The sequence below is a fragment of the Vibrio penaeicida genome, assembly GCF_002933855.1.
Lineage (GTDB): Bacteria > Pseudomonadota > Gammaproteobacteria > Enterobacterales > Vibrionaceae > Vibrio > Vibrio penaeicida_A.
The window spans coordinates 21,826-42,295 of record NZ_BFAQ01000051.1 but is presented as its reverse complement, the minus strand read 5'-3'; the positions used below and the strand labels follow the sequence as shown (position 1 = coordinate 42,295).

General features: G+C 45.1%; 18 protein-coding genes and 1 rRNA gene. 5 read left to right on the top strand and 14 right to left on the bottom strand.

The genetic code is table 11. The features are described 5' to 3' along the window. The 7 genes from VPNCDNU1_RS25615 to trxA all read right to left on the bottom strand — a co-directional run. A 16S ribosomal RNA gene (locus tag VPNCDNU1_RS25615) occupies window positions 1-103 on the bottom strand; the annotation flags it as partial. 524 nt (window positions 104-627) lie between these two features. Further along, window positions 628-1,341 carry an NAD(P)H-flavin reductase gene (gene fre / locus VPNCDNU1_RS25605; RefSeq protein WP_104402997.1) on the bottom strand — a complete coding sequence of 238 codons (714 nt, stop codon included), beginning with the start codon at window positions 1,339-1,341 and terminating at the stop codon, window positions 628-630. Window positions 1,342-1,350: 9 nt separating this feature from the next. Beyond that, entirely contained in the window at window positions 1,351-1,623 is a 273-nt protein-coding gene (locus tag VPNCDNU1_RS25600; protein ID WP_004399134.1) for a 2Fe-2S iron-sulfur cluster-binding protein, read from the bottom strand. Beyond that, on the bottom strand, window positions 1,620-3,482 hold the full coding sequence (gene ubiD / locus VPNCDNU1_RS25595; protein ID WP_104402996.1) for a 4-hydroxy-3-polyprenylbenzoate decarboxylase: 1,863 nt from the start codon (window positions 3,480-3,482) through the stop codon (window positions 1,620-1,622). Before ubiD ends, VPNCDNU1_RS25600 begins: the two co-directional genes overlap by 4 nt. A gap of 121 nt (window positions 3,483-3,603) precedes the next feature. Then, window positions 3,604-4,605, bottom strand: coding sequence for a hypothetical protein (locus tag VPNCDNU1_RS25590; protein WP_104402995.1), 1,002 nt, complete (start codon window positions 4,603-4,605; stop codon window positions 3,604-3,606). 108 nt (window positions 4,606-4,713) lie between these two features. Next, window positions 4,714-5,973 carry a transcription termination factor Rho gene (gene rho / locus VPNCDNU1_RS25585; protein WP_101111407.1) on the bottom strand — a complete coding sequence of 420 codons (1,260 nt, stop codon included), beginning with the start codon at window positions 5,971-5,973 and terminating at the stop codon, window positions 4,714-4,716. A gap of 205 nt (window positions 5,974-6,178) precedes the next feature. Then, entirely contained in the window at window positions 6,179-6,505 is a 327-nt protein-coding gene (gene trxA, locus VPNCDNU1_RS25580; RefSeq protein ID WP_104402994.1) for a thioredoxin TrxA, read from the bottom strand. Window positions 6,506-6,617: 112 nt separating this feature from the next. Between trxA and rhlB the strand changes: the two genes are divergently transcribed. Both rhlB and gppA read left to right on the top strand, forming a co-directional pair. Further along, entirely contained in the window at window positions 6,618-7,919 is a 1,302-nt protein-coding gene (gene rhlB / locus VPNCDNU1_RS25575; RefSeq protein ID WP_104402993.1) for an ATP-dependent RNA helicase RhlB, read from the top strand. A gap of 18 nt (window positions 7,920-7,937) precedes the next feature. Further along, the gene (gppA, locus tag VPNCDNU1_RS25570; protein WP_104402992.1) at window positions 7,938-9,431 is read left to right on the top strand and encodes a guanosine-5'-triphosphate,3'-diphosphate diphosphatase; all 1,494 of its coding nucleotides are present in this window, start codon (window positions 7,938-7,940) and stop codon (window positions 9,429-9,431) included. 82 nt (window positions 9,432-9,513) lie between these two features. Here gppA and VPNCDNU1_RS25565 read toward each other — a convergent pair whose 3' ends face one another. The 4 genes from VPNCDNU1_RS25565 to VPNCDNU1_RS25550 form a co-directional block, all read right to left on the bottom strand. Then, window positions 9,514-10,494 (bottom strand): TauD/TfdA family dioxygenase, encoded by a 981-nt coding sequence (locus VPNCDNU1_RS25565; RefSeq protein ID WP_104402991.1) that lies wholly within the window; start codon window positions 10,492-10,494, stop codon window positions 9,514-9,516. Window positions 10,495-10,789: 295 nt separating this feature from the next. After that, entirely contained in the window at window positions 10,790-11,851 is a 1,062-nt protein-coding gene (locus VPNCDNU1_RS25560) for a TRAP transporter substrate-binding protein (protein WP_101111412.1), read from the bottom strand. 139 nt (window positions 11,852-11,990) lie between these two features. Then, window positions 11,991-13,280: a TRAP transporter large permease gene (locus tag VPNCDNU1_RS25555; RefSeq protein WP_104402990.1), complete on the bottom strand. Its 1,290-nt coding sequence runs from the start codon at window positions 13,278-13,280 to the stop codon at window positions 11,991-11,993. A gap of 3 nt (window positions 13,281-13,283) precedes the next feature. Then, window positions 13,284-13,817, bottom strand: a complete 534-nt coding sequence (locus tag VPNCDNU1_RS25550) for a TRAP transporter small permease (protein ID WP_104402989.1) — start codon at window positions 13,815-13,817, stop codon at window positions 13,284-13,286. 329 nt (window positions 13,818-14,146) lie between these two features. Here VPNCDNU1_RS25550 and VPNCDNU1_RS25545 point away from each other — a divergent pair, with 329 nt between their 5' ends. Next, on the top strand, window positions 14,147-14,881 hold the full coding sequence (locus VPNCDNU1_RS25545) for a GntR family transcriptional regulator (protein ID WP_104402988.1): 735 nt from the start codon (window positions 14,147-14,149) through the stop codon (window positions 14,879-14,881). Window positions 14,882-14,946: 65 nt separating this feature from the next. Next, the gene (locus VPNCDNU1_RS25540; protein ID WP_104402987.1) at window positions 14,947-16,056 is read left to right on the top strand and encodes a Gfo/Idh/MocA family protein; all 1,110 of its coding nucleotides are present in this window, start codon (window positions 14,947-14,949) and stop codon (window positions 16,054-16,056) included. 73 nt (window positions 16,057-16,129) lie between these two features. Here the strand turns inward: VPNCDNU1_RS25540 and VPNCDNU1_RS25535 are convergent, their stop codons facing one another. From VPNCDNU1_RS25535 to recQ, 3 genes are all read right to left on the bottom strand, one after another. Next, window positions 16,130-16,795 carry a 7-cyano-7-deazaguanine/7-aminomethyl-7-deazaguanine transporter gene (locus tag VPNCDNU1_RS25535; protein WP_104402986.1) on the bottom strand — a complete coding sequence of 222 codons (666 nt, stop codon included), beginning with the start codon at window positions 16,793-16,795 and terminating at the stop codon, window positions 16,130-16,132. A gap of 243 nt (window positions 16,796-17,038) precedes the next feature. After that, window positions 17,039-17,353, bottom strand: coding sequence for a DUF3630 family protein (locus VPNCDNU1_RS25530; RefSeq protein WP_104402985.1), 315 nt, complete (start codon window positions 17,351-17,353; stop codon window positions 17,039-17,041). Window positions 17,354-17,424: 71 nt separating this feature from the next. Then, window positions 17,425-19,263 (bottom strand): ATP-dependent DNA helicase RecQ, encoded by a 1,839-nt coding sequence (gene recQ, locus VPNCDNU1_RS25525; protein ID WP_104402984.1) that lies wholly within the window; start codon window positions 19,261-19,263, stop codon window positions 17,425-17,427. Window positions 19,264-19,480: 217 nt separating this feature from the next. Here recQ and rarD point away from each other — a divergent pair, with 217 nt between their 5' ends. Continuing rightward, entirely contained in the window at window positions 19,481-20,374 is an 894-nt protein-coding gene (gene rarD / locus VPNCDNU1_RS25520) for an EamA family transporter RarD (protein ID WP_104402983.1), read from the top strand. The last annotated feature ends 96 nt before the right edge of the window (window positions 20,375-20,470 follow it).

Sequence of the window (20,470 nt, the reverse complement as noted above, 5' to 3'; positions counted from 1 at the left end):
CCGCTCGACGCCGAATAGCAAGCTATTCTCGTTTCCGCTCGACTTGCATGTGTTAGGCCTGCCGCCAGCGTTCAATCTGAGCCATGATCAAACTCTTCAATTTAAGATTTTGTTCGGCTCAATGAATACTGACTTCAAACTACGTATGTAATTTAAAGCTATTATCGTTCCAACAGAACGATAATGAATTGACTGTGCCAATGACTCCTTTCTAAAGAAAGTCATCATCGTATTGGTCACTCAGTTCATTGAAACCTAAATTGTTTCCGAAGAAACTATTTGGATTATCATCAACGAGTGCCCACACAGATTGATAGGTCTATATTGTTAAAGAGCGTTGCTTTTCGAGAAGTTTTTCTCTCAAAGCGGAGGTGCATTCTAGCGAGATAATTTGAAGAGTCAAACACTTTTTCAAATTTATTTTCTCAGAAGTTTTTCACCTCTCTAACACTGCTGAAGCCTTGTGGCGTCTGCCGTGTCAGTGAGGCGGCATTATAGGGAGATTAATGGAGTGCGCAAGACCTTTTTGATAAAAAATCGAAAAAAATGCGTTTTCGATGAATAATCCATCAAAAACGAAAAAAGAGGGTTAAAAAACCCTCTTTTTCTTTCATTTATCTCTACTAATTAGATAAATGCATACGCGTCAGCGTACATCTGATCTCGCTTAGCTTGTTTAGATTGAGTAAATTGCTCTCTTGCTGCGCCGGCCATTTCAAAACGACCTGCAATGTAGATATCTACATTCTCTAAACTATTAAAGTCTTCTTCTACCGCTTGAAGTACATTGCCTAACTTACCAGACCAATTTGCATCTGCTTCTTCTACTACAGGAACGAAGTGAACATTGCTGTGAGCATTTGCGATTTCAACCAACTCTTCTTTAGCATAGAGCTGGCACTCATCTTTCGCACCCCAATATAGGTGGATCGTGTTATTCAATTTTTGACTGACGCAATGGTCAAGTATAGAACGCACGTAGCTAAATCCGGTTCCACCAGCTATCAGTAACAGATCGTTAGTACTCTCTTCACGTACCCACGCATCACCATGTGGTGCATCTATTGCGATCTCGCTGCCGTCTTCCAGTGCTTTTTGCATTGCTTCGACGACTTCACTTGCATAAGCATTATGCTCCGCAGCACCGATATGCAGCTCGAGCTCTCCTTCGTGACGGCAAGGGCTACTTGCGATTGAAAATGGGCGTTTGTCTTTCTCCCCCATTTCCACCAGCAGGTATTGACCTGCTTTGAAGCTGACTGGTGTTTCTGGGTGCAACAATATTTGATAGGTGTTGCACGCCAAAGGCTCGATGGACTTTACTTGGCACTTAATTGTCATGGTTTCCTCTTACTCACTTTCGAACGTGAGCAGTAAATCACTTTCGGCGTATGCCTGACATGGGAAGATCCAACCGTGAGCTATTTCTTTTTCCGTAAGCATAGGCTCAAGGTGATAACTGACTTCCCCTTCTAATTTTCTGCACATACACATAGCACATGCACCTACTGTGCAACGATGCGGGAAGCGATAATTATTGTTGAGCGCTGCTTCCAGTATTGTTTGCCCAGTAGAAACTTCAAATACCCATTGCTGAGGCATTATTGTGACAGTTTGAGTCATTCTATTCCTAGTTGATCCCAAATCTCATCAATTTTTGCGACTACCGCAGGATCTTTCTTAATTGGTCGACCCCATTCACGCTGCGTCTCTTCTTCTTCGACTTTATTGGTAGCATCTAGCCCCATTTGGGTCGTTGGAAGATTGGCTTCTTGCTTCATCAGCGTGTCACGAGCTGGGTCCATACGCGTGGTAATCGCCCAAATAACATCATTCCAATCTCTTACATTCACATCCTCATCGCAAATGATGATGTATTGAAGATGGATATGCGCCTCAAACTCTTCCCATAGTGCGTTCATCAAACAATGACCTTGCCAGGCTTCCGTTTTGTTGATGCTCACAATTGCCATGCTTCTACCATTTGCAGCTTCAGGCAAATGCAGATCAATCAGCTCTGGGTATTTCTGTTTGAACTGAGACACTAACTTATCGACGACTTCCGTCTCAGGCATGGTTTCTTTCGGCTTTGATGAAACCGACAGTTCAGCTTCCCATTTGATGGTGGAATCCAATCCCATTTTTGACCCAAGCCCAACCACTGGAGAGGCAAAATCTAATGAGTCTATCGGTGTATTTTCTATCATGACCGTATCGTGGACAGGATCCATCTGCGTTGTCATGGCACGAACCACTTCACTCCAATCACGAGTATTTACACTCTCATCAACTACGATGACAAATTTGGTATACATAAATTGACGAAGGAAGGACCAGACTCCCATCATGACTCGCTTGGCATGTCCTGGGTATTGTTTCTTCATCGACACGACGGCCATGCGATAAGAACATCCTTCGGGTGGCAGATAGAAGTCCGTAATCTCTGGGAACTGCTTCTGTAAAATAGGCACGAACACTTCGTTCAATGCTACCCCTAATACTGCGGGTTCATCTGGCGGACGACCTGTGTATGTACTGTGGTAAATCGGGTTTTCGCGCATCGTCACATGAGTTACCGTAAAGACGTGGTGTTTCTCCACTTCATTATAGTAGCCCGTGTGGTCACCATAAGGACCTTCGTCGGCATATTCATTTGGATCTATATACCCTTCTAATACAATTTCAGCACTGGCTGGTACTTCAAGCTCGTTACTGACCGATTTTACGACTTCGGTTTTGCTGCCTCGAAGTAAACCAGCAAAGGCATATTCAGATAAAGTATCTGGTACAGGAGTCACAGCGCCAAGAATGGTTGCGGGATCAGCGCCAAATGCAACCGATACGGGGAAAGGTTTACCCGGGTTTGTTTCCATCCAATCGCGTAAATCGAGGGCTCCACCACGATGGGCGAGCCAACGCATGATAACTTTGTTCTTACTCAGCTTTTGTTGACGGTAAATTCCAAGGTTCTGGCGCTTTTTGCTCGGACCTTTCGTAACCGTTAACCCCCAAGTAAGAAGTGGTGCAACGTCTTCAGCCCAACAGCTCATCACCGGAATTTTGTCTAAATCGACTTGCTCACCAGACCAAACAATTTGCTGACAAGGTGCTTTTCGCAAACGCTTTGCTGGCATATTCAAAACTTGTCGAAAGACTGGGAGTTTGTCTAGGGCGTCTTTAAATCCTTTAGGCGGTTCTGGTTCTTTCAAGTAAGCCAGTAATTTCCCAACTTCTCGTAATTCGGATACGTCACCGCGCCCCATTCCTATTGCCACTCGCTCGGTCGTACCAAACAAGTTCGCTAATACTGGGACATCATAACCAATTGGGTTTTCAAACAATAAGGCAGGACCACCAGCGCGCAATGTACGATCGCTGATCTCGGTCATTTCGTAATGTGGGTCAACTGGGTGGGTAATGCGTTTTAATAAGCCTTCATTTTCAAGGTGTTCAATAAAATCGCGTAAATCCTTAAAACTCATAGACCTTTCTTGTAACAGGTTAAATTGCGCGCATTATATCAAAGACAAATGCAATATACTCTCGTTACCGATAAACTCTCGGCAAGGATAGATACGTGAATGGCGGAATCTAAGAGCAATTCTATTTGTCTTTTGTTCTCGAGAGCACTTGAAGCAACGATTTGGTGTTCAAGCCTCGATGATTTTCAGCCAATTGCTCAACCCATCCCCTGTGTCCATGCTTAACAAGGTTGCGAGCGACAATAGAAGCATCGTTTGACTGCTTGAGCTTCTTAATCAGAAAAGTTTTCACTTCCAACGGAATAGGATCTAAACGTGTCAACTCATCCAACGCAGCATCATGCAGTGATGGGTTATCACTCGCAAGCATGAGTTGCTGAAGTGAAAACTCGCTTTTGATTTTAGCCAGTCGCTTCAATTCTGACTTACTGTGACTATCCGCTTTCATGCGCCATAGCAACTTATAGACTTCTGGATCTTCGCTAACTTGAGCCATACGAACGACCACTTGGGTCGAAGGAAGCCAATTGGTGATGGGGTTTTGTGTGATTTGCTTTATAAGGTAGTCCAGCGCCTTAGGAGATAAACCGTCTAATTCACGGATCAACAACGCTTCTCTTTCTTTATTTTTCTTACTCACCCCTTCCGTTAACCACTGAGACAAAACCAGGTCGAGTTGCTCTGCTTTAAGGATAAAGGTCAATATTTGTTGGTCGCTATGCCAACGCTTCAGTAAGCGGCTGGCAACTGCACTGGAGTCAAAGGCAGGAACCGAGAATTCGTAGCCATCACCTTGTTTACGCACTTTATAAGGCGAAGGGCGACCAATTTGTTTTTGAACAAACTTAGCCATCTTAGGCGTGAGAATAATCTCCTTGTCTTCCATGTGCTCTAACAGCAGAAAACGCACTACATCTTGCTGAGGCAGACTAAGTCTTTGCAAAGCAAAGTCCAAAGAACTTACTTCATCTTCCAAAACTAACTGATAAAGCTCATCGGCTTTATTCAGGACTTGCTGGTCTAAAACCCACTGCTGAGCTTCCTCGTGTGACAGCTCTTTTGCTGACAATGGGGAAAACAATAGAAGTAAAGATATAAACCATGCCAACCTTCCATGTTGCATATTCACATCCTGTTAACGATTTTGTCTATTTTGCAACCATTATGAATTAGACGCAAACAAAAACACCACCCTTAAAGGTGGTGTTTTGTTAAACAATATTAACGTATTTTACTGTCGACGCATTGCATCAAAGAACTCATCGTTCGTTTTGGTCATTGCCAATTTATCGATAAGGAACTCCATCGCATCGATTTCACCCATTGGATGAACAATCTTACGGAGAATCCACATCTTTTGAAGCTCATCCGTTTTTGTTAGAAGCTCTTCACGACGAGTACCACTGCGATTAAAGTCAATTGCAGGGAAAACACGCTTCTCAGCAATCTTACGGTTCAGGTGTAATTCCATGTTACCTGTACCTTTAAATTCTTCGTAGATAACTTCATCCATCTTAGAGCCAGTATCAACTAGCGCTGTAGCGATGATAGTCAGACTGCCGCCTTCTTCTACGTTACGTGCTGCACCAAAGAAACGCTTTGGACGGTGCAATGCGTTTGCGTCTACACCACCAGTCAAGACTTTACCTGACGAAGGAACCACGGTGTTGTATGCACGCGCTAGACGCGTAATGGAATCCAAAAGGATGACCACGTTTTTCTTGTGCTCTACTAAGCGTTTAGCTTTTTCGATAACCATTTCAGCAACCTGAACATGGCGAGAAGCAGGTTCGTCAAACGTCGATGCAATCACTTCACCTTTTACTAGGCGTTGCATCTCAGTTACCTCTTCCGGACGCTCATCAATCAGTAGAACCATCAGTTCACATTCTGGGTGATTGTGCGCAATACTTTGTGCAATGTTCTGAAGAAGCATCGTTTTACCCGCTTTTGGCGGAGCAACGATAAGACCACGTTGACCTTTACCGATTGGTGAGGCTAAGTCCAGAACACGTGCAGTGATGTCTTCTGTTGAACCATTACCGCGCTCCATTACCATGCGCTCGTTGGCATGAAGAGGTGTAAGGTTTTCGAAAAGGATCTTGTTGCGAGCGTTGTCTGGTTTGTCGTGGTTGACGGTGTTGACTTTTAGAAGGGCAAAATAACGTTCACCGTCTTTAGGTGGTCGAATCTTCCCTGCAATGGAGTCACCAGTGCGTAAATTAAATCGACGAATCTGGCTTGGTGAAACATAGATATCGTCTGGACCAGCTAGATAAGAACTGTCGGCACTACGTAAGAAACCAAACCCATCTTGAAGAATTTCCAGAACCCCATCACCAAAGATATCTTCACCACTTTTTGCGTGAGCCTTTAAGATGGAAAATATAATGTCTTGTTTTCTTAAACGCGCTAGGTTTTCTAAACCCAGGCTTTCACCTAGTTTCACGAGCTCAGACACAGGTCTGTTCTTCAGTTCTGTCAGGTTCATAGTAGTGGATACTTGTTTAGTCAAAATAGGATCTGTTGTGTTAGTTAGAGAGATTTGGTCACAGGATCGACCAAGAAATGAACATTTGTTTAATTAGCGTGCGATAAATTAGCACTAAAATCAAGCCTAGTCTAGCCATTAAAAAAAATCAAAACCGTGCATCTAGATATGGAGCACGGTTTTATGACTAAGTTTGCATTCGCTATTAAATATTAGCGTCCAGGAACTCTTTCAGTTGAGTCTTAGAAAGTGCGCCAACTTTAGTCGCTGCAACGTTACCATCTTTAAATAGAAGTAGCGTTGGAATACCGCGGATACCAAACTTTGGTGGTGTACCCGAGTTTTGATCGATGTTTAGCTTACCGATAGTGAGCTTGCCTTCGTACTCGTCTGCGATCTCGTCCAAAATTGGAGCAATCATTTTACAAGGACCACACCATTCTGCCCAGAAATCTACCAGAACTGGACCTGCAGCTTGGATTACATCTTGTTCAAAACCGTCATCTGTAAGCTGCAAAATCTTGTCACTCATCTTCCACTCCGTTGTGTTTTTCAGGAACTGGTTGGATGATAACCAGTAAATAGATGCCCTATTGGAATGTATTTACTTTCGTAATGCAAGCTTAAGCTGATATTCTATACCCATGAAAAAGACGCATATCACAGAGCAAAAGTTCGCCGATTTGGATTTACACCCCCAAATCATTGAAGGGCTTGATAAAAAAGGGTTCGAGTTTTGTACCCCTATTCAAGCCTTGGCGTTGCCGGTACTGCTCACCGGCCAAGACATTGCAGGCCAGGCCCAAACGGGCACTGGTAAGACCCTCGCGTTTCTTACTGCTACTTTCAATCATTTACTGACAACGCCTGAACACGAAGGTCGCAATCCATCGCAACCACGTGCGATAGTGATGGCACCGACCCGAGAGCTTGCTATCCAGATCCACAACGACGCTAAGCCCTTGATGGAGTCGACTGGCGTTAAGATTGCTTTGGCTTACGGTGGCGAAAGCTACGACAAGCAACTGGCGACCATTGAACAAGGTGTTGATATTCTTATCGGTACAACTGGTCGTATCATCGATTTCTACAAGCAGCGTGTTTTCAACCTGAATAACATCCAAGCGGTTGTTCTTGATGAAGCCGATCGTATGTTTGACCTCGGTTTTATTAAAGACATTCGTTTCTTGTTCCGCCGTATGCCTGAACCGAAAGACAGGCTGAACATGCTGTTCTCGGCAACATTGTCATACCGAGTGCAAGAACTGGCTTTCGAGCACATGCACAATCCAGAGCATGTTGTTGTAGAACCTGAACGAAAAACAGGTCACCGTATTCAAGAAGAACTTTTCTACCCGTCTAACGAAGACAAGATGAACCTACTTCAGACGTTGATAGAAGAAGAGTGGCCAGATCGTGCGATTGTATTTGCCAACACCAAGTACAAGTGTGAATCCATTTGGGGGCACCTAGCCGCTGATGGACACCGTGTAGGTTTATTAACTGGTGACGTACCACAGAAGAAGCGTGAGCGTATTCTAGAGCAATTCACACAAGGTCATGTTGATCTGCTGATTGCAACCGATGTTGCCGCTCGTGGCTTACACATTCCTCAAGTTACGCACGTCTTTAACTACGACCTGCCTGACGATTGTGAAGATTACGTGCACCGAATTGGTCGTACCGGTCGTGCAGGCGAAAGTGGTCACTCAATTAGCTTTGCGTGTGAAGAGTACGCCATTAACTTGACCGCTATCGAGGATTACATCGAACACCCGATCCCTGTGTCAGATTATGATGGTAGCGCATTACTTGAACATCTGCCGGCTCCGCTTCGCCTACGCCACAGCAAAATGCAGCAGCGTCGCACTAACACTGGTGGAAACAAACACGGCGGTAACCGCAAGCGCCATTCGCGCCCAAGAGCACCTCGTCATCAGTCTTAAGGAACACAGCAAATATTTATGAGTCAGTCAGCTACTTCGCCGCTTTACGCTGCTATCGATCTCGGGTCGAACAGTTTTCATATGCTCGTTGTGCGTCACATAGATGGCAGCGTTCAAACCATGGCCAAAATCAAGCGCAAAGTGCGTTTGGCTGCTGGGTTAGATAAGGACAATAAACTTAGTACTGAAGCCATGCAGCGAGGGTGGGATTGTCTCAGCTTGTTTGCAGAAAGACTGCAAGATATATCGCCAGAAAACATTCGCATAGTCGGAACCGCGACATTGCGCACCGCAACGAATGTGGATGTTTTCTTAGAAAAAGCGAATGATATTTTAGGTTACGACATCAATGTCATTGCTGGTGAAGAAGAAGCTGCCACAATCTATAAAGGGGTAGCTCATACTTCAGGCGGCCTAGGTCGCCGATTGGTTGTTGATATTGGTGGTGCGAGTACGGAATTGATTATTGGTGAAGGTTTTGATGCAAAAGCACTCACCAGCTTGAAAATGGGTTGCGTTACTTGGCTGGAACAGCATTTTAAAGACCGACAGTTAACCATAACCAATTTCAATACCGCGATTGAAGCCGCCAAAAGCACCCTAGCCCCGATTCTAGAGCAGTATAAAGGCATCGGCTGGGACGTATGCGTAGGGGCGAGCGGTACTGTACAGGCACTTCAAGAAATCATGTTGGCACAAGGTATGGATGAAGTGATCACCCATGCCAAATTAAAACGCCTACAAAAGCAAGCTATGCTGGCAGATCACCTAGAAGAGCTGGATATTGATGGCTTAACGCTTGAGCGAGCTCTAGTTTTCCCTAGTGGTCTGTCTATCCTGATTGCCATTTTTGAGCTTATGGATATAGATTCAATGACACTGGCTGGCGGCGCACTGCGTGAAGGTATGGTTTATGAAATGATGGCAGAAATGCGTCAAGACGACATTCGAGCCAGAACTATTGCCAGCATACAGTCTCGCTACCAACTTGATTCCGAATATGGGGAGCTAGTCGCCGATTCAGCCAGCCAGCTACTCAAGCAATGTGGTGGCGAAGATTGGATTGCTGAACCACAAGCGCACTATCTCCTATCTTCTGTTGCGAAGCTTCATGAAGTTGGGCTGACTATCGATTACAAATGCGGTGGAAAGCATAGTGCGTACTTACTACAGCACTTGGATCTGCCAGGTTTTACCCGCGCGCAGAAACACTTACTGGCTGAACTCGCCAGGCGATACAGAGAGCAAGTAAGCTCTTTACCAGAGCAGCATGCATTGTCGGGTCAAAGTGCCAAGCGTGTACTGAGACTGCTTAGATTAGCCGTATTACTGACACACAGGCGATGCTCCGAACTTCAACCAAGAGTAACGTTGAATGCAGAAGGTGACAGGCTCGAACTGTGTGTCGACAAGCAATGGTTGGAAAACAATCCTCTTACCAACGCTGAGTTAGAAATTGAATCGAATAGACAATCCGACATGGGCTGGCCGCTTGTACTCAAAGCATGCTAATCATTAGGGATTGTTTCATTAAAATCTATTGAAATATCGAAGCCTCACATCATGCGAGGCTTTCTTTTTGGTAAACGCAACATTACTTAATCGCAACGGATGCCAATATGCGTCTCTTTCCGGTAAAAGGTTGTCTTGCATGCAGAACGGTGTAGTTGTTAACCAACAATACATCCCCTGCTTCCCAGCGAAAGTTAACACTGAGTTCTTCCATGGCAGTTTTGGTTTTCTCCATTACCTCCGCATCCATTAACGCTCCACCACCACTTGTCACCGCTCTGGTTGAAACATTTCGGCTATCATTCCATCCGTCATATACTGCAACGATAGAATTAAAGAACGTTTTCTCCTGCGTTTCTTCATCAAATCGGATTGCGGGCAAAATAGAGGTTTCTGTTTTCAATACGCCTTCTTCTCCCCATTGCCAACTCATTTCATGTTCACGTAACTTCACTTCGCATTCCTCACGCGTTTCTACGTGGAAAGTTTCTTTCCAAGAACGCCCAATAGGAGATGAGTTATCGGTAGCCTCTGGCATGTAACGTACATATCGAACACCTTCTTGCTCGATTTTTTCTGCAAACTCAGGGGCAATATCAAAAAAGCGTTGGCAGATCTCAGAAGAATGAAGAATGGACGTCGACCCACCGGTTTCAGAAGGAATATCACAGTAGAAGAAAATGTACCCTGGCGGATTGGGCGTCTGTGCCATTTCATGGTGAAACGGTATTTTTTCGGTCGCTGGGGCTTCATTAGCCGTCACTATACGCGATTGTGTCACCTGCACGCGAGGTGCTGCCCCACCAATGTAAGGCATGTTTTTGTAGTCCGAATGATTCAGAAGCTGCTCAAACAAATCAGCGCCCTGTACCGGAAATCCTCGTAATAGTATCGCGCCGTGAGTAATCAATTTTTCGTGAACCGCTTCTTTTACACCAGAAAACCAATTCAACATGGCGGTAGGTTCTAAAGCCACAGCATCATCAGGTGGAAGAATAACCAAAGGAAACGCGCGCCCATTAACGCTTTTTTGCTCCGGTATATTTCCAATATTCAAAGTCATTCTTCTCTCCAATAAATAAATCAATAGTGAATGAATTATAACCACCCTATCACACCCCACAGAAATGTAAATCAATTGTGAATGAATTTACATCCTGATCACGAAATACGATATATGCCATATCGTATCGTCGGTACTAAAGGGTTGAATTCCCCAAACCAATGCGATTGAGTTTGGTTATAAGAGTGGCTGTATGCGCAGCAATCTTCGCTACACAAACAAAAGACCTCTCCACTTTATTCAAGCCAATCGAGCTTTATGTCGAAAAGCGCTTAGTGGAGAGGCAGGAGCATTTCTATTTCAATTCAGCAGCGTAGGTATCGGCAATGGCTTTTTCGGCATTACCCGCTTCTGAGACCAAGAGCTCGTAGTACTTCTTGCCTTGTTTCACGTTCTTAGAGAACCATTGATACACTGGCTGTGCCTTTTCTTTGAATTGATCTTTCTCTGCTTTGCTAGGTACATACAGCTTTCCGCCAGCCTTTGAGAAATCTTGATAAGCTTTAATGGATTTGCGCTTAGGTGAGGCAAATGTCGCTTGTTGGAGTGCATAAAACCCATCTACAACCACTTTACGCAGATCTTCTGGCATTTTGCTGAAGTGCTCGTTATTCATAAACCACAATGCCGCCATGTACGCATGGCCATCGAGTGTTACGTACTTCAGCCCTGCTTCTGGGAATTTCATGCCCATAATGTCGGTAATACCGTTCTTAGACCCTTCCACAACACCTGTTTGGAAAGATGTATAAAGCTCTGGCCACGGGATGGGTGTAGGGCTTGCACCTAGAGATTTCACCAACTCCTGAGGTAAATCAGCCACAACGGTACGAATCTTCAACCCTTTAATATCATCCGGGGATTTCACCGTACGCTTTGTATTAGCAAAGTTACGCCACCCACCCGTATTACCGATGGTCATCAAGCGGACTTTGTTGCCCGAATCTTTCAAAATGTCGCTGCGCATTTCCTGCACAAACTGACCGCTTAGCACTTCTTCAGCAACTCGGTCGCTTGATAGGATGTAAGGTAAGTCGAGCACTTGCACGTAAGGGAACATGTTCGCGGTACCACCCGATGTGGACACATAAATATCGATAGAGCCATCTTCCAGTGCTTGTACACATTCAGTGCCGTTGCCACATAATTGAGTGCCAATGAATAAGTCCACCGAGATCTTTCCATTAGAGCGCGATTCCACAAAATCTTTGAACACGACCAAACCATCATAGTCTTCATCGTTTTCATTTGAGTTGGCTACGGCTCTTAATCGAAAATCTGCAGCTTGAGCAGCAGTTATCGACGACGCAAGAACCAGAGCAGCAAGACTGTTCACCATCGCTTTAGCAAATTTCATAATTTCTTATCCTTTTGAATGTTTCACTTTCCTGTTTTACGTGTTGCGCACTGGGCTTATTGTTATCGCTTTCCTCAGCAGCAGCACTTTCAGACCTTGCGGTCAAACATCAAGGTCACCCACCCGGCTGACCTCAAATTCATTGAACTAATCCAAGCCATTTTGGAATGGTCATGGAAACGGATGGGAAAAAGGTGATGATAAAAATCACCAAAACTTCGACAGCTAAGAACGGGAGTATCCCCTTGGCAATAGATTCCACCCTTTCTCCCGACACACTCGAAGCCACAAACAACACCAGCCCCATAGGTGGTGTGGCCAACCCAACGGTTAAGTTCACACTCATAATGATCGCAAAGTGAACTGGGTCTATTCCGATAGAGATAAAGATAGGGGCAAGAATAGGACCAAGAATGATGATGGCGGGACCGGCGTCTAGAAACATACCTACGACAAATAACAAGATGTTAATGGCAAACAGTAAAATCAGCGGGTTGTCACTGATAGCCAAAACCCATCCAGCCAAATCTTCTGCCGCGTGAGACAAGCTCACGACTGTCTTGAATGCCAATGCGGAGCCTACGAGAAGAAGAACCACGGCAGAAGACGACGCTGAGCGAGCAAAAATCTCGGGTAAGTCTCTTAGGTTTATGGTTTTGAGCATGAAAAGGCTCAGGAATAACGCATAACCCACTGCAATGGCAGACGCTTCCGTAGGTGTGAAAATTCCTCCCACAATCCCACCCAAAATAATCACGGGGGTCATTAAAGGCAGAATCGCGGCGCGAGTTGCTTGTCCGCGCTCTGGCCACGTTGACTTCTGGCTGGCTACAGGGAAGTTGTGCTTTTTCGCTAATAATGTTGTGACTCCCATCAACGCCAAACCAATCAACACACCCGGTACAACACCCGCCGCAAACAAGGCAGCAACCGACACTTCCATGGTGTAGGCGTAGATGATCATGATGCCAGATGGCGGAATAATAGGACCAATCACAGAACTGGCTGCGGTAATCGCCGCCGCAAAGCGCCGTGAGTAACCATTCTTCTCCATCGCGGGGATCAGCATAGAACCCAAGGCAGAAGTATCAGCCACTGCAGACCCGGATAGCCCTGCAAAAAGCATGCTCGACATAATGTTCACGTGTGCCAATCCGCCTCTAACATGCCCAATGAAAGCTTGAGAAAAGTTAACTAGCTGAAGAGTAATGCCTCCACGGTTCATCAATTCGCCCGCCAACATAAAAAACGGAATAGCCATCAAAGGAAACGAATCAATACCGTTGTAAATGTTTCGAAATAGCAGAGGTAAGTCACGATCCATATCCAACGCCAGCATCATTGCACCAGGGGCGAACAGCGTTGCAAAGAAAACAGGGAGCCCAATCAAGAGAAGAAGCAAAAATAAGGGTAAAAAGAGAACGAGCATCACTTACCCCCTCGCCGCTTCAGTGTCGGGCGATGAAACGCTAACACCTAAAATATTCTTTAGGATAAGCTCCACATTCACTATTAACATGGTAATGAAGCACACGGGCATAGCGAGGTAAATCCAAGCGCGAGATAGTTGAAAAGAAGCGGCACGGGTACGAAAACCACGCTCAAAAAACTCTAACCCGAGGCTAGATAGTTGGAACAACACCAGCGCAGAAAGAACCAGTAATGAGAGCTTGAGTAGCTGCGCCAACTTACTGGGAACAAAGTCGTGGAGCATTTCTATCGCAACAAACCCACCAGTTCGATAAGCACCAGCGGCAACAAATGCCATCATCCATATCATTAATGCCCTCGCCACTTCCTCTGGCCAAGGTAATGCGTTCGACAGTATGTAACGACAAAATACCTGCAATAAAATAGTCGCAACCATTGCAAACACTAAAACCCAAGCGATTTGACGACCCGCCCAAATCATGCGGTTGTTGACAGCTTCCAGAAGCCGCAAGCTTCCATGCAACACCTTCTTCATTAACTCTCTCCAGCGATAATCCGTTATCAGCTCTCACTGTAACGTGGGTGACATTCGGAATAAGAAGAGGTTAAGAATACGAAATCGGTTGAACATCACATATTTCACCACAAATGCACTATCTGGTTAAAATCGCTTTAACCTCTGGCATTTAGCTTCCCAATCCGAATAAAATCACTTTCATTCACAATTCATTTATTTTTTTAGTTTGCAAGATTACCCTAACAGTGTATTCTCAACATGTAAATCAAATGTAAATGAATTGATGCAAAAATGAGTATCTGTTTTAATTCAAACTAGTTACAAACTGCGGAAAATTCGAGAAAATAATGGCTATTGATTTTCAGTCCAATACCGGACAGAGCAAACAAAAGAAGCGCCCAAAGTACGTTCAGGTCAGTGAATTACTGATTCGTGAAATCAATGCTGGTCATTGGAGGGCGGGAGAAAGGCTGCCAGTAGAAGCAGAATTGGCGGTCGAGTTGAAGGTGGCGGTTGGCACTCTGAGAAAAGCGCTCGCTCTGCTGGAACAGGACGGCTTACTGGAACGTCGCCAAGGCAGCGGCACCTATGTCAAAAGCCCACCGAAAGAAGCCATTTACCAACTATTTCGCTTGGAGCTTCTCGAAGGTGGTGGCACACCACATGCCAACACGTTAACGGTGCGAAAAGAGCAAAATCCCGATGTCGCTGAACATTTTGGAGCGGAAAAAGATAGCTACTTTTGGCGAATAGAGCGCAAGCGGTTTCTCAATAATACGGTCATTGCGGCAGAAGAGATGTGGATCCGAGCGGAACACTGCGATTCCCTCAGCTCAGAAGAGTTAGATGAATCTCTTTACCGACATTACCGTGAACATTTCAATTTTTGGATAAGCCGTGTGGAAGACCGCATTAGTGTTAAACAAGCGGATCAATGGGCAACCGATATTTTAGGTATTGCTCCTCACACAATGATCGGCTGGATTGAGCGTATCAGTTGGTCAGATGATGAAAAGGTTGAAGAGTATTCCAGAACTTGGTTTAACCCTGAAACCTGTCACTACGTTTCACGCATGTCTTAAGATTATATGTCTTAAGGGCTCTTGATGCTCTTGAGGCAACGCCTCAAAAGTCAAAAGGAGTTGATATGGCAATTCGATACGCCATCATTGGATGCGGTATGATGGGACAAGAGCACATTCGAAATATTCTATTATTGCCTGGTGCCAGTATTACCGCTGTTTTTGAACCTGACGAACAGATGAAAACAGCCATTCATGCACTAGACAGCTCTATTGAATTCGAGTCATCGACCGAATCGCTTCTTAAACGTCAGGATATCGATGCCATATTGATCGCCAGCCCTAACCATTGCCATGCCGATCAAATATTGCAAGTAATCGAACACACTCGTTTACCCATATTGGTTGAAAAACCTATCGTCACATCACTAGAGCAAGCGCACCAAATTCGTTTAGCGGTAGCGAAACATACAGCTCCGCTTTGGGTTGCAATGGAATATCGCTACATGCCGCCTATTACCAAGCTTATTGAACTCATCAATAACGACCAAGCTGGTCGCGTAAGCCAGCTGAGTATCCGTGAGCATCGCTTTCCCTTTTTAGAAAAAGTAGGCGATTGGAACCGCTTCAACCGGAATACGGGGGGTACATTGGTTGAAAAGTGCTGCCACTTTTTCGATTTAATGCGCCTGCAAACGCAAAGTGAAGCAGTTCGCGTCTATGCTTCTGGTAGCCAACACCACAACCATATTGATGAACAGTATCGTGGTGAAACACCCGATATCCTCGACAATGCGTATGTCATTGTCGATTTTGCCAATGGTCAGCGTGCCATGTTGGAACTCTGTATGTTTGCCGAAGGCTCACGTTATCAAGAAGAGATTTCCGTAGTAGGACACCAAGGGAAAGTAGAAGTTTTTGTTCCCGGTCCAACCCGTTTTTGGAATGCGGAGCTTGGCGATCCGCCAACCCCTAAAGTTGTGATTTCGCCAAGAACACCTTCAGGACCTGAAGAAATCGATACCCCTGTCGACCCAGAACTACTCGAAGCTGGCGACCATAATGGATCAACTTTCTACCAGCATCAAAAATTCCATCAAGCAATCACGGAAAATGGAAAGGTAGAAGTCACGGTTGAAGATGGCTTAAAAGCCGTCATCATTGGGCTCGCTGCGCAGCAATCGATAGCAAAAGGCAAAGCGGTTGATATTACTGATGACGGTTGGGTATTTTAATTCAGCAAATACAAAGATCAAAAAAGGAGCTAATGCTCCTTTTTCTTTGAAATTCATACCCACACAAATACGTTTACGCTTGCTGCGTTTCCAGCTCAGGCTTTACAAGCGTTAGCTTCTTCACGATGTAATTCAACAGCACTCCGTACATCGGCACAAATAAACCTAAGCTAATAACCAGCTTAAAGCCGTAATCCACCAGCGCTATTTCTGTCCAATGCTCTGCCATAAAAGGATCGCTGCTTTGATAAAAAGCGATAGAGAAAAACGCGAGTGTATCTAAAGCATTACCGATAAGCGTCGAACAAGTTGGGGCGACCCACCATGCTTTCATTTGACGTAAGCGGTTAAACACGTGCACATCCAAAATCTGACCTAGCATGTATGCCATAAAGCTCGCGATGGCGATTCTAGCAACAAACAGATTAAACTCGGAAAGCTGCCCAAAACCTTGGAATTGACCTTCAAAGAAGACGACCGATAACAGGTAGGACACCGCTAATGCAGGCAACATCACAAGGAAAATGATTTTCCGAGCCAACGCAGCACCAAAAATTCGCACGGTCAAATCGGTTGCTAGGAAGATAAACGGAAACGTAAACGCGCCCCAAGTGGTATGAAAACCGAATATGGTAAAGGGTAGCTGAACCAAATAGTTGCTAGATGCAATGATGATCAGATGGAATAGAACCAAAAAGAAAAGGGCGTTGCGCTGCTGCGCAGGGGTAAAGTGACTCATATTGTACCTTTTTCGTTTTATTTGGGGGTGAGGGAACCCAAATCGAAGCAAAATGCTTCATGACTGTGAATTAAGGATGGGGATTATACTGCAACTTGAAAGCGGTGCAATAGATGATTTATTAGGCAATCGTTTAACTGTAATAAACCAGAAAATCGGTGTAAATTGAATGTTTCATGTGAAACATTCAATACCAATATCTATGCTCGGTAATCTCAAATGGCATTGAAGGGAAACATTACGTTAAAGAATATTGAAGCCTTTTTGGAATAGGCCAGCAAGGTAATCGAGGTCTTCCCCGTTATCTTCTTTAGAAAGCACTTCCAACCACAACGATTCGCTGTAATGCTCTGCTCTTAAAAACAGTTGGCATCCTTCAAAATCGATGAGCCATGAATGAATATCGGCATCCGATTGCTTTTCAAGCACATCGGCAGACAAGGTTTTGACTAGTGCCTCGCCAAGTTCAGGAAAAGAATCATAATCGAATCGCGGTGCTCGGATAATGATTCGACCCTGCTCTTTCTGATATTCCACCAAACCGTAATCTGTATTCATGTCATTAGTCACTTCTTGTTTACCCGCGAGAACCTTGTTTTACATCCACCTAATGTTCGCTATTACTTTTATTAGCTACCGTTAGTCAGGTGCTCCTGAATCAAATCTAAAAATGGATCAGCGTACTTTTCTAGTTTTCTTTGACCAACCCCATTCACCGCCAGCATTTCCCCATAAGAGGTTGGCAGAATATCCGCCATGTCTATTAAAGTGGCATCACTGAAAACAACGTATGGTGGTAAACCGTCTTCGTCAGCAATGGACTTACGCAGCTTGCGCAGTTTGGCAAACAGCTTTTTATCGTAATGCTTGTTCACCATCTTGTCCGATTTCGCTGTACGAGCTGCCGTATCTAGCCTTGGCACCGCGAGCTCTAGCGATTGCTCACCGCGTAGAACAGGGCGAGCCTCTTCAGTAAGCTGCAAAGTTGAGTTACGGGTAATATTTTGAGTAAGCAATCCTTTGTGAATAAGCTGCCTAATGATACTCACCCAGTAGTCGTGGCTGTGTTCACGTCCGATCCCATACGTAGAAAGCTTATCGTGACCATTTTCGCGTACACGAATGTTTTGCATGCCGCGCAGTACTTCCACCACGTACCCCATTCCAAAACCTTGATTGACACGATATACGCAAGATAGGGCTTTCTGCGCCGATTCAATACCATCAAAATGCTTAGGTGGATCAAGGCATATATCACAGTTACCACATGGCTTTTCGCTGTATTCGCCAAAATAGTTAAGCAATACCTGACGACGGCATGTTTGCGCTTCAGCAAACGCGCTCATGGCATTGAGCTTGTGAGATTCAACCTGCTTTTGAGGACCGTCGTCTTTCTCATCCAACATTCGACGTAACCAGTTAATATCGGCTGGGTCGTAAAGCATCATCGCTTCCGCGGGTAATCCATCCCGCCCTGCCCGACCGGTTTCCTGATAGTAGGATTCGATGTTTCGCGGAATATCAAAGTGCAGCACAAAGCGAACGTTGGGTTTATTGATGCCCATTCCGAATGCCACGGTTGCGACAACGACCTGAATATCATCTTTCTGGAATGCGTCTTGTACGTAGGCGCGCTCATCAGCATCCATACCCGCATGATACCCCGCGGCGCGAATGTGATTGTTGCACAGCTTTTCCGTCAGCATTTCGACTTTCTTTCGGCTACCGCAATAGATAACACCACACTGGCCTTGCTGTGTGGCAAGGAAGCGAATGACTTGCGATACGGGTTTGTGCTTTTCGGTCAATGTATAACGAATATTAGGTCGGTCAAAGCTGCCTAGGTATTCGAGCGGATCGTTAAGTTGAAGCCGAGAAATGATGTCTTTGCGGGTGGCTTCATCCGCTGTTGCCGTCAGAGCCATAATCGGCGCATAAGGAAAACGTTGCTTGAGCTCGCCCAGCGCAGCATATTCTCGGCGGAAATCGTGTCCCCACTGGGATATACAGTGCGCTTCATCTACCGCGATCATCGATAGCTTTAAATGTTCAAGCCTTTCTAGAAAATCCCGTGTCAGGACACGCTCTGGTGACACATACACTAATTTCAACTGACCAGAGTTCATTCGGTTATACACGCTGATCAGCGTATCGCGCTCCATTGAGGAATTAATACACTCGGCCGCGACACCATTGGCTTTTAGCTGGTCGACTTGATCTTTCATTAAGGAAATCAAAGGCGACACCACCAGCGTCACCCCTTCTTTGACCAATGCCGGGATCTGGTAACACAAGGATTTTCCGCCACCAGTAGGCATGATCACCAAACTGTCTTTGCCATCGAGCACCGAATCGATGACTTCTTCCTGCCCAACACGGAATGACTGGTAACCGAATACATCGTTCAATACCTTGATGGCACTGTTAGTTTCTGGATCTATCGGCTGAGCTAGAGCGGAGTCGGACATTCGATTCTCTGAGGGACAATTGGATTGCGGCAAAGCGTCATATTGTAGAGCGCTTTAACGGTTAATTAAACTTAAATTAACCTTTGCTGGAGATAATTCCTTGCACAGAAAATATCCCTAAAGACCTATTAAATTACTAGGGCATTAACAAGGCTATCGATATACTGTGTTTTTCCTCTAAATGTAACGTTCTGTTACGAAAACGCGAAAGATAAGAATGACGGAAGAGCAACAAAGGTCACGCCAAGGCGGCATATTAGCTGTACTTGCCTATACCATGTGGGGCATCGCACCCATCTACTTTAAAGCACTCGATAATGTCCCTGCTTTGGAAATCCTAAGCCACAGGGTAATTTGGTCGTTTGTGTTTTTAGCGATATTGCTGCACATAGGAAGAAGTTGGCATTCTGTCGTCACTGTACTTAAAAATAAAAAGCGTTTGGGTTTACTTGCCCTGACTGGGGTTCTGGTTGGTGTTAACTGGTTAATTTTTATCTGGGCGGTCAATGCGGATCACATGCTGGATGCCAGCTTAGGGTATTACATTAACCCTCTTCTTAACGTTCTGATGGGAATGATCTTTCTTGGAGAGCGCCTAAGAAAGCTACAATGGTTTGCCGTCTCACTCGCCACAATAGGTGTGATCGTTCAGCTCGTGGTCTTTGGTTCTGTTCCTGTCGTTGCCATTGCACTTGCCTTTAGCTTTGGTTTTTACGGCTTACTTAGAAAGAAAATCAATATGGAAGCGCAAACTGGTCTGTTTATTGAAACCATGGTGATGCTTCCTGCCGCCGCTATCTATGTCCTATTCATTGCAGACAGTGCAACATCAGATTTGAGCAGCAATGCATTAACACTAAACCTTCTGTTGTTGGCTGCTGGGATAGTCACCACTCTCCCCCTTCTATGCTTTACGGGAGCGGCGACGCGTATCAAGCTATCGACACTGGGCTTTTTCCAATACATCGGTCCAAGCTTAATGTTTCTACTAGCCGTATTGGTATACGGAGAAGCGTTTACACTCGATAAAGCTGTCACCTTCGGTTTTATCTGGAGTGCTTTGTTGGTTTTCAGTTTCGACGGAATTCGAAACGGTCGGAAAAAACGTTGACTGTCTGTTTTTTACAAGACAACGGTGCACGGGCTATGCTGTAGTCTGGTTATCTATATGGTGACTATCTGTAACTGACTACAGTACTCCGCTTTT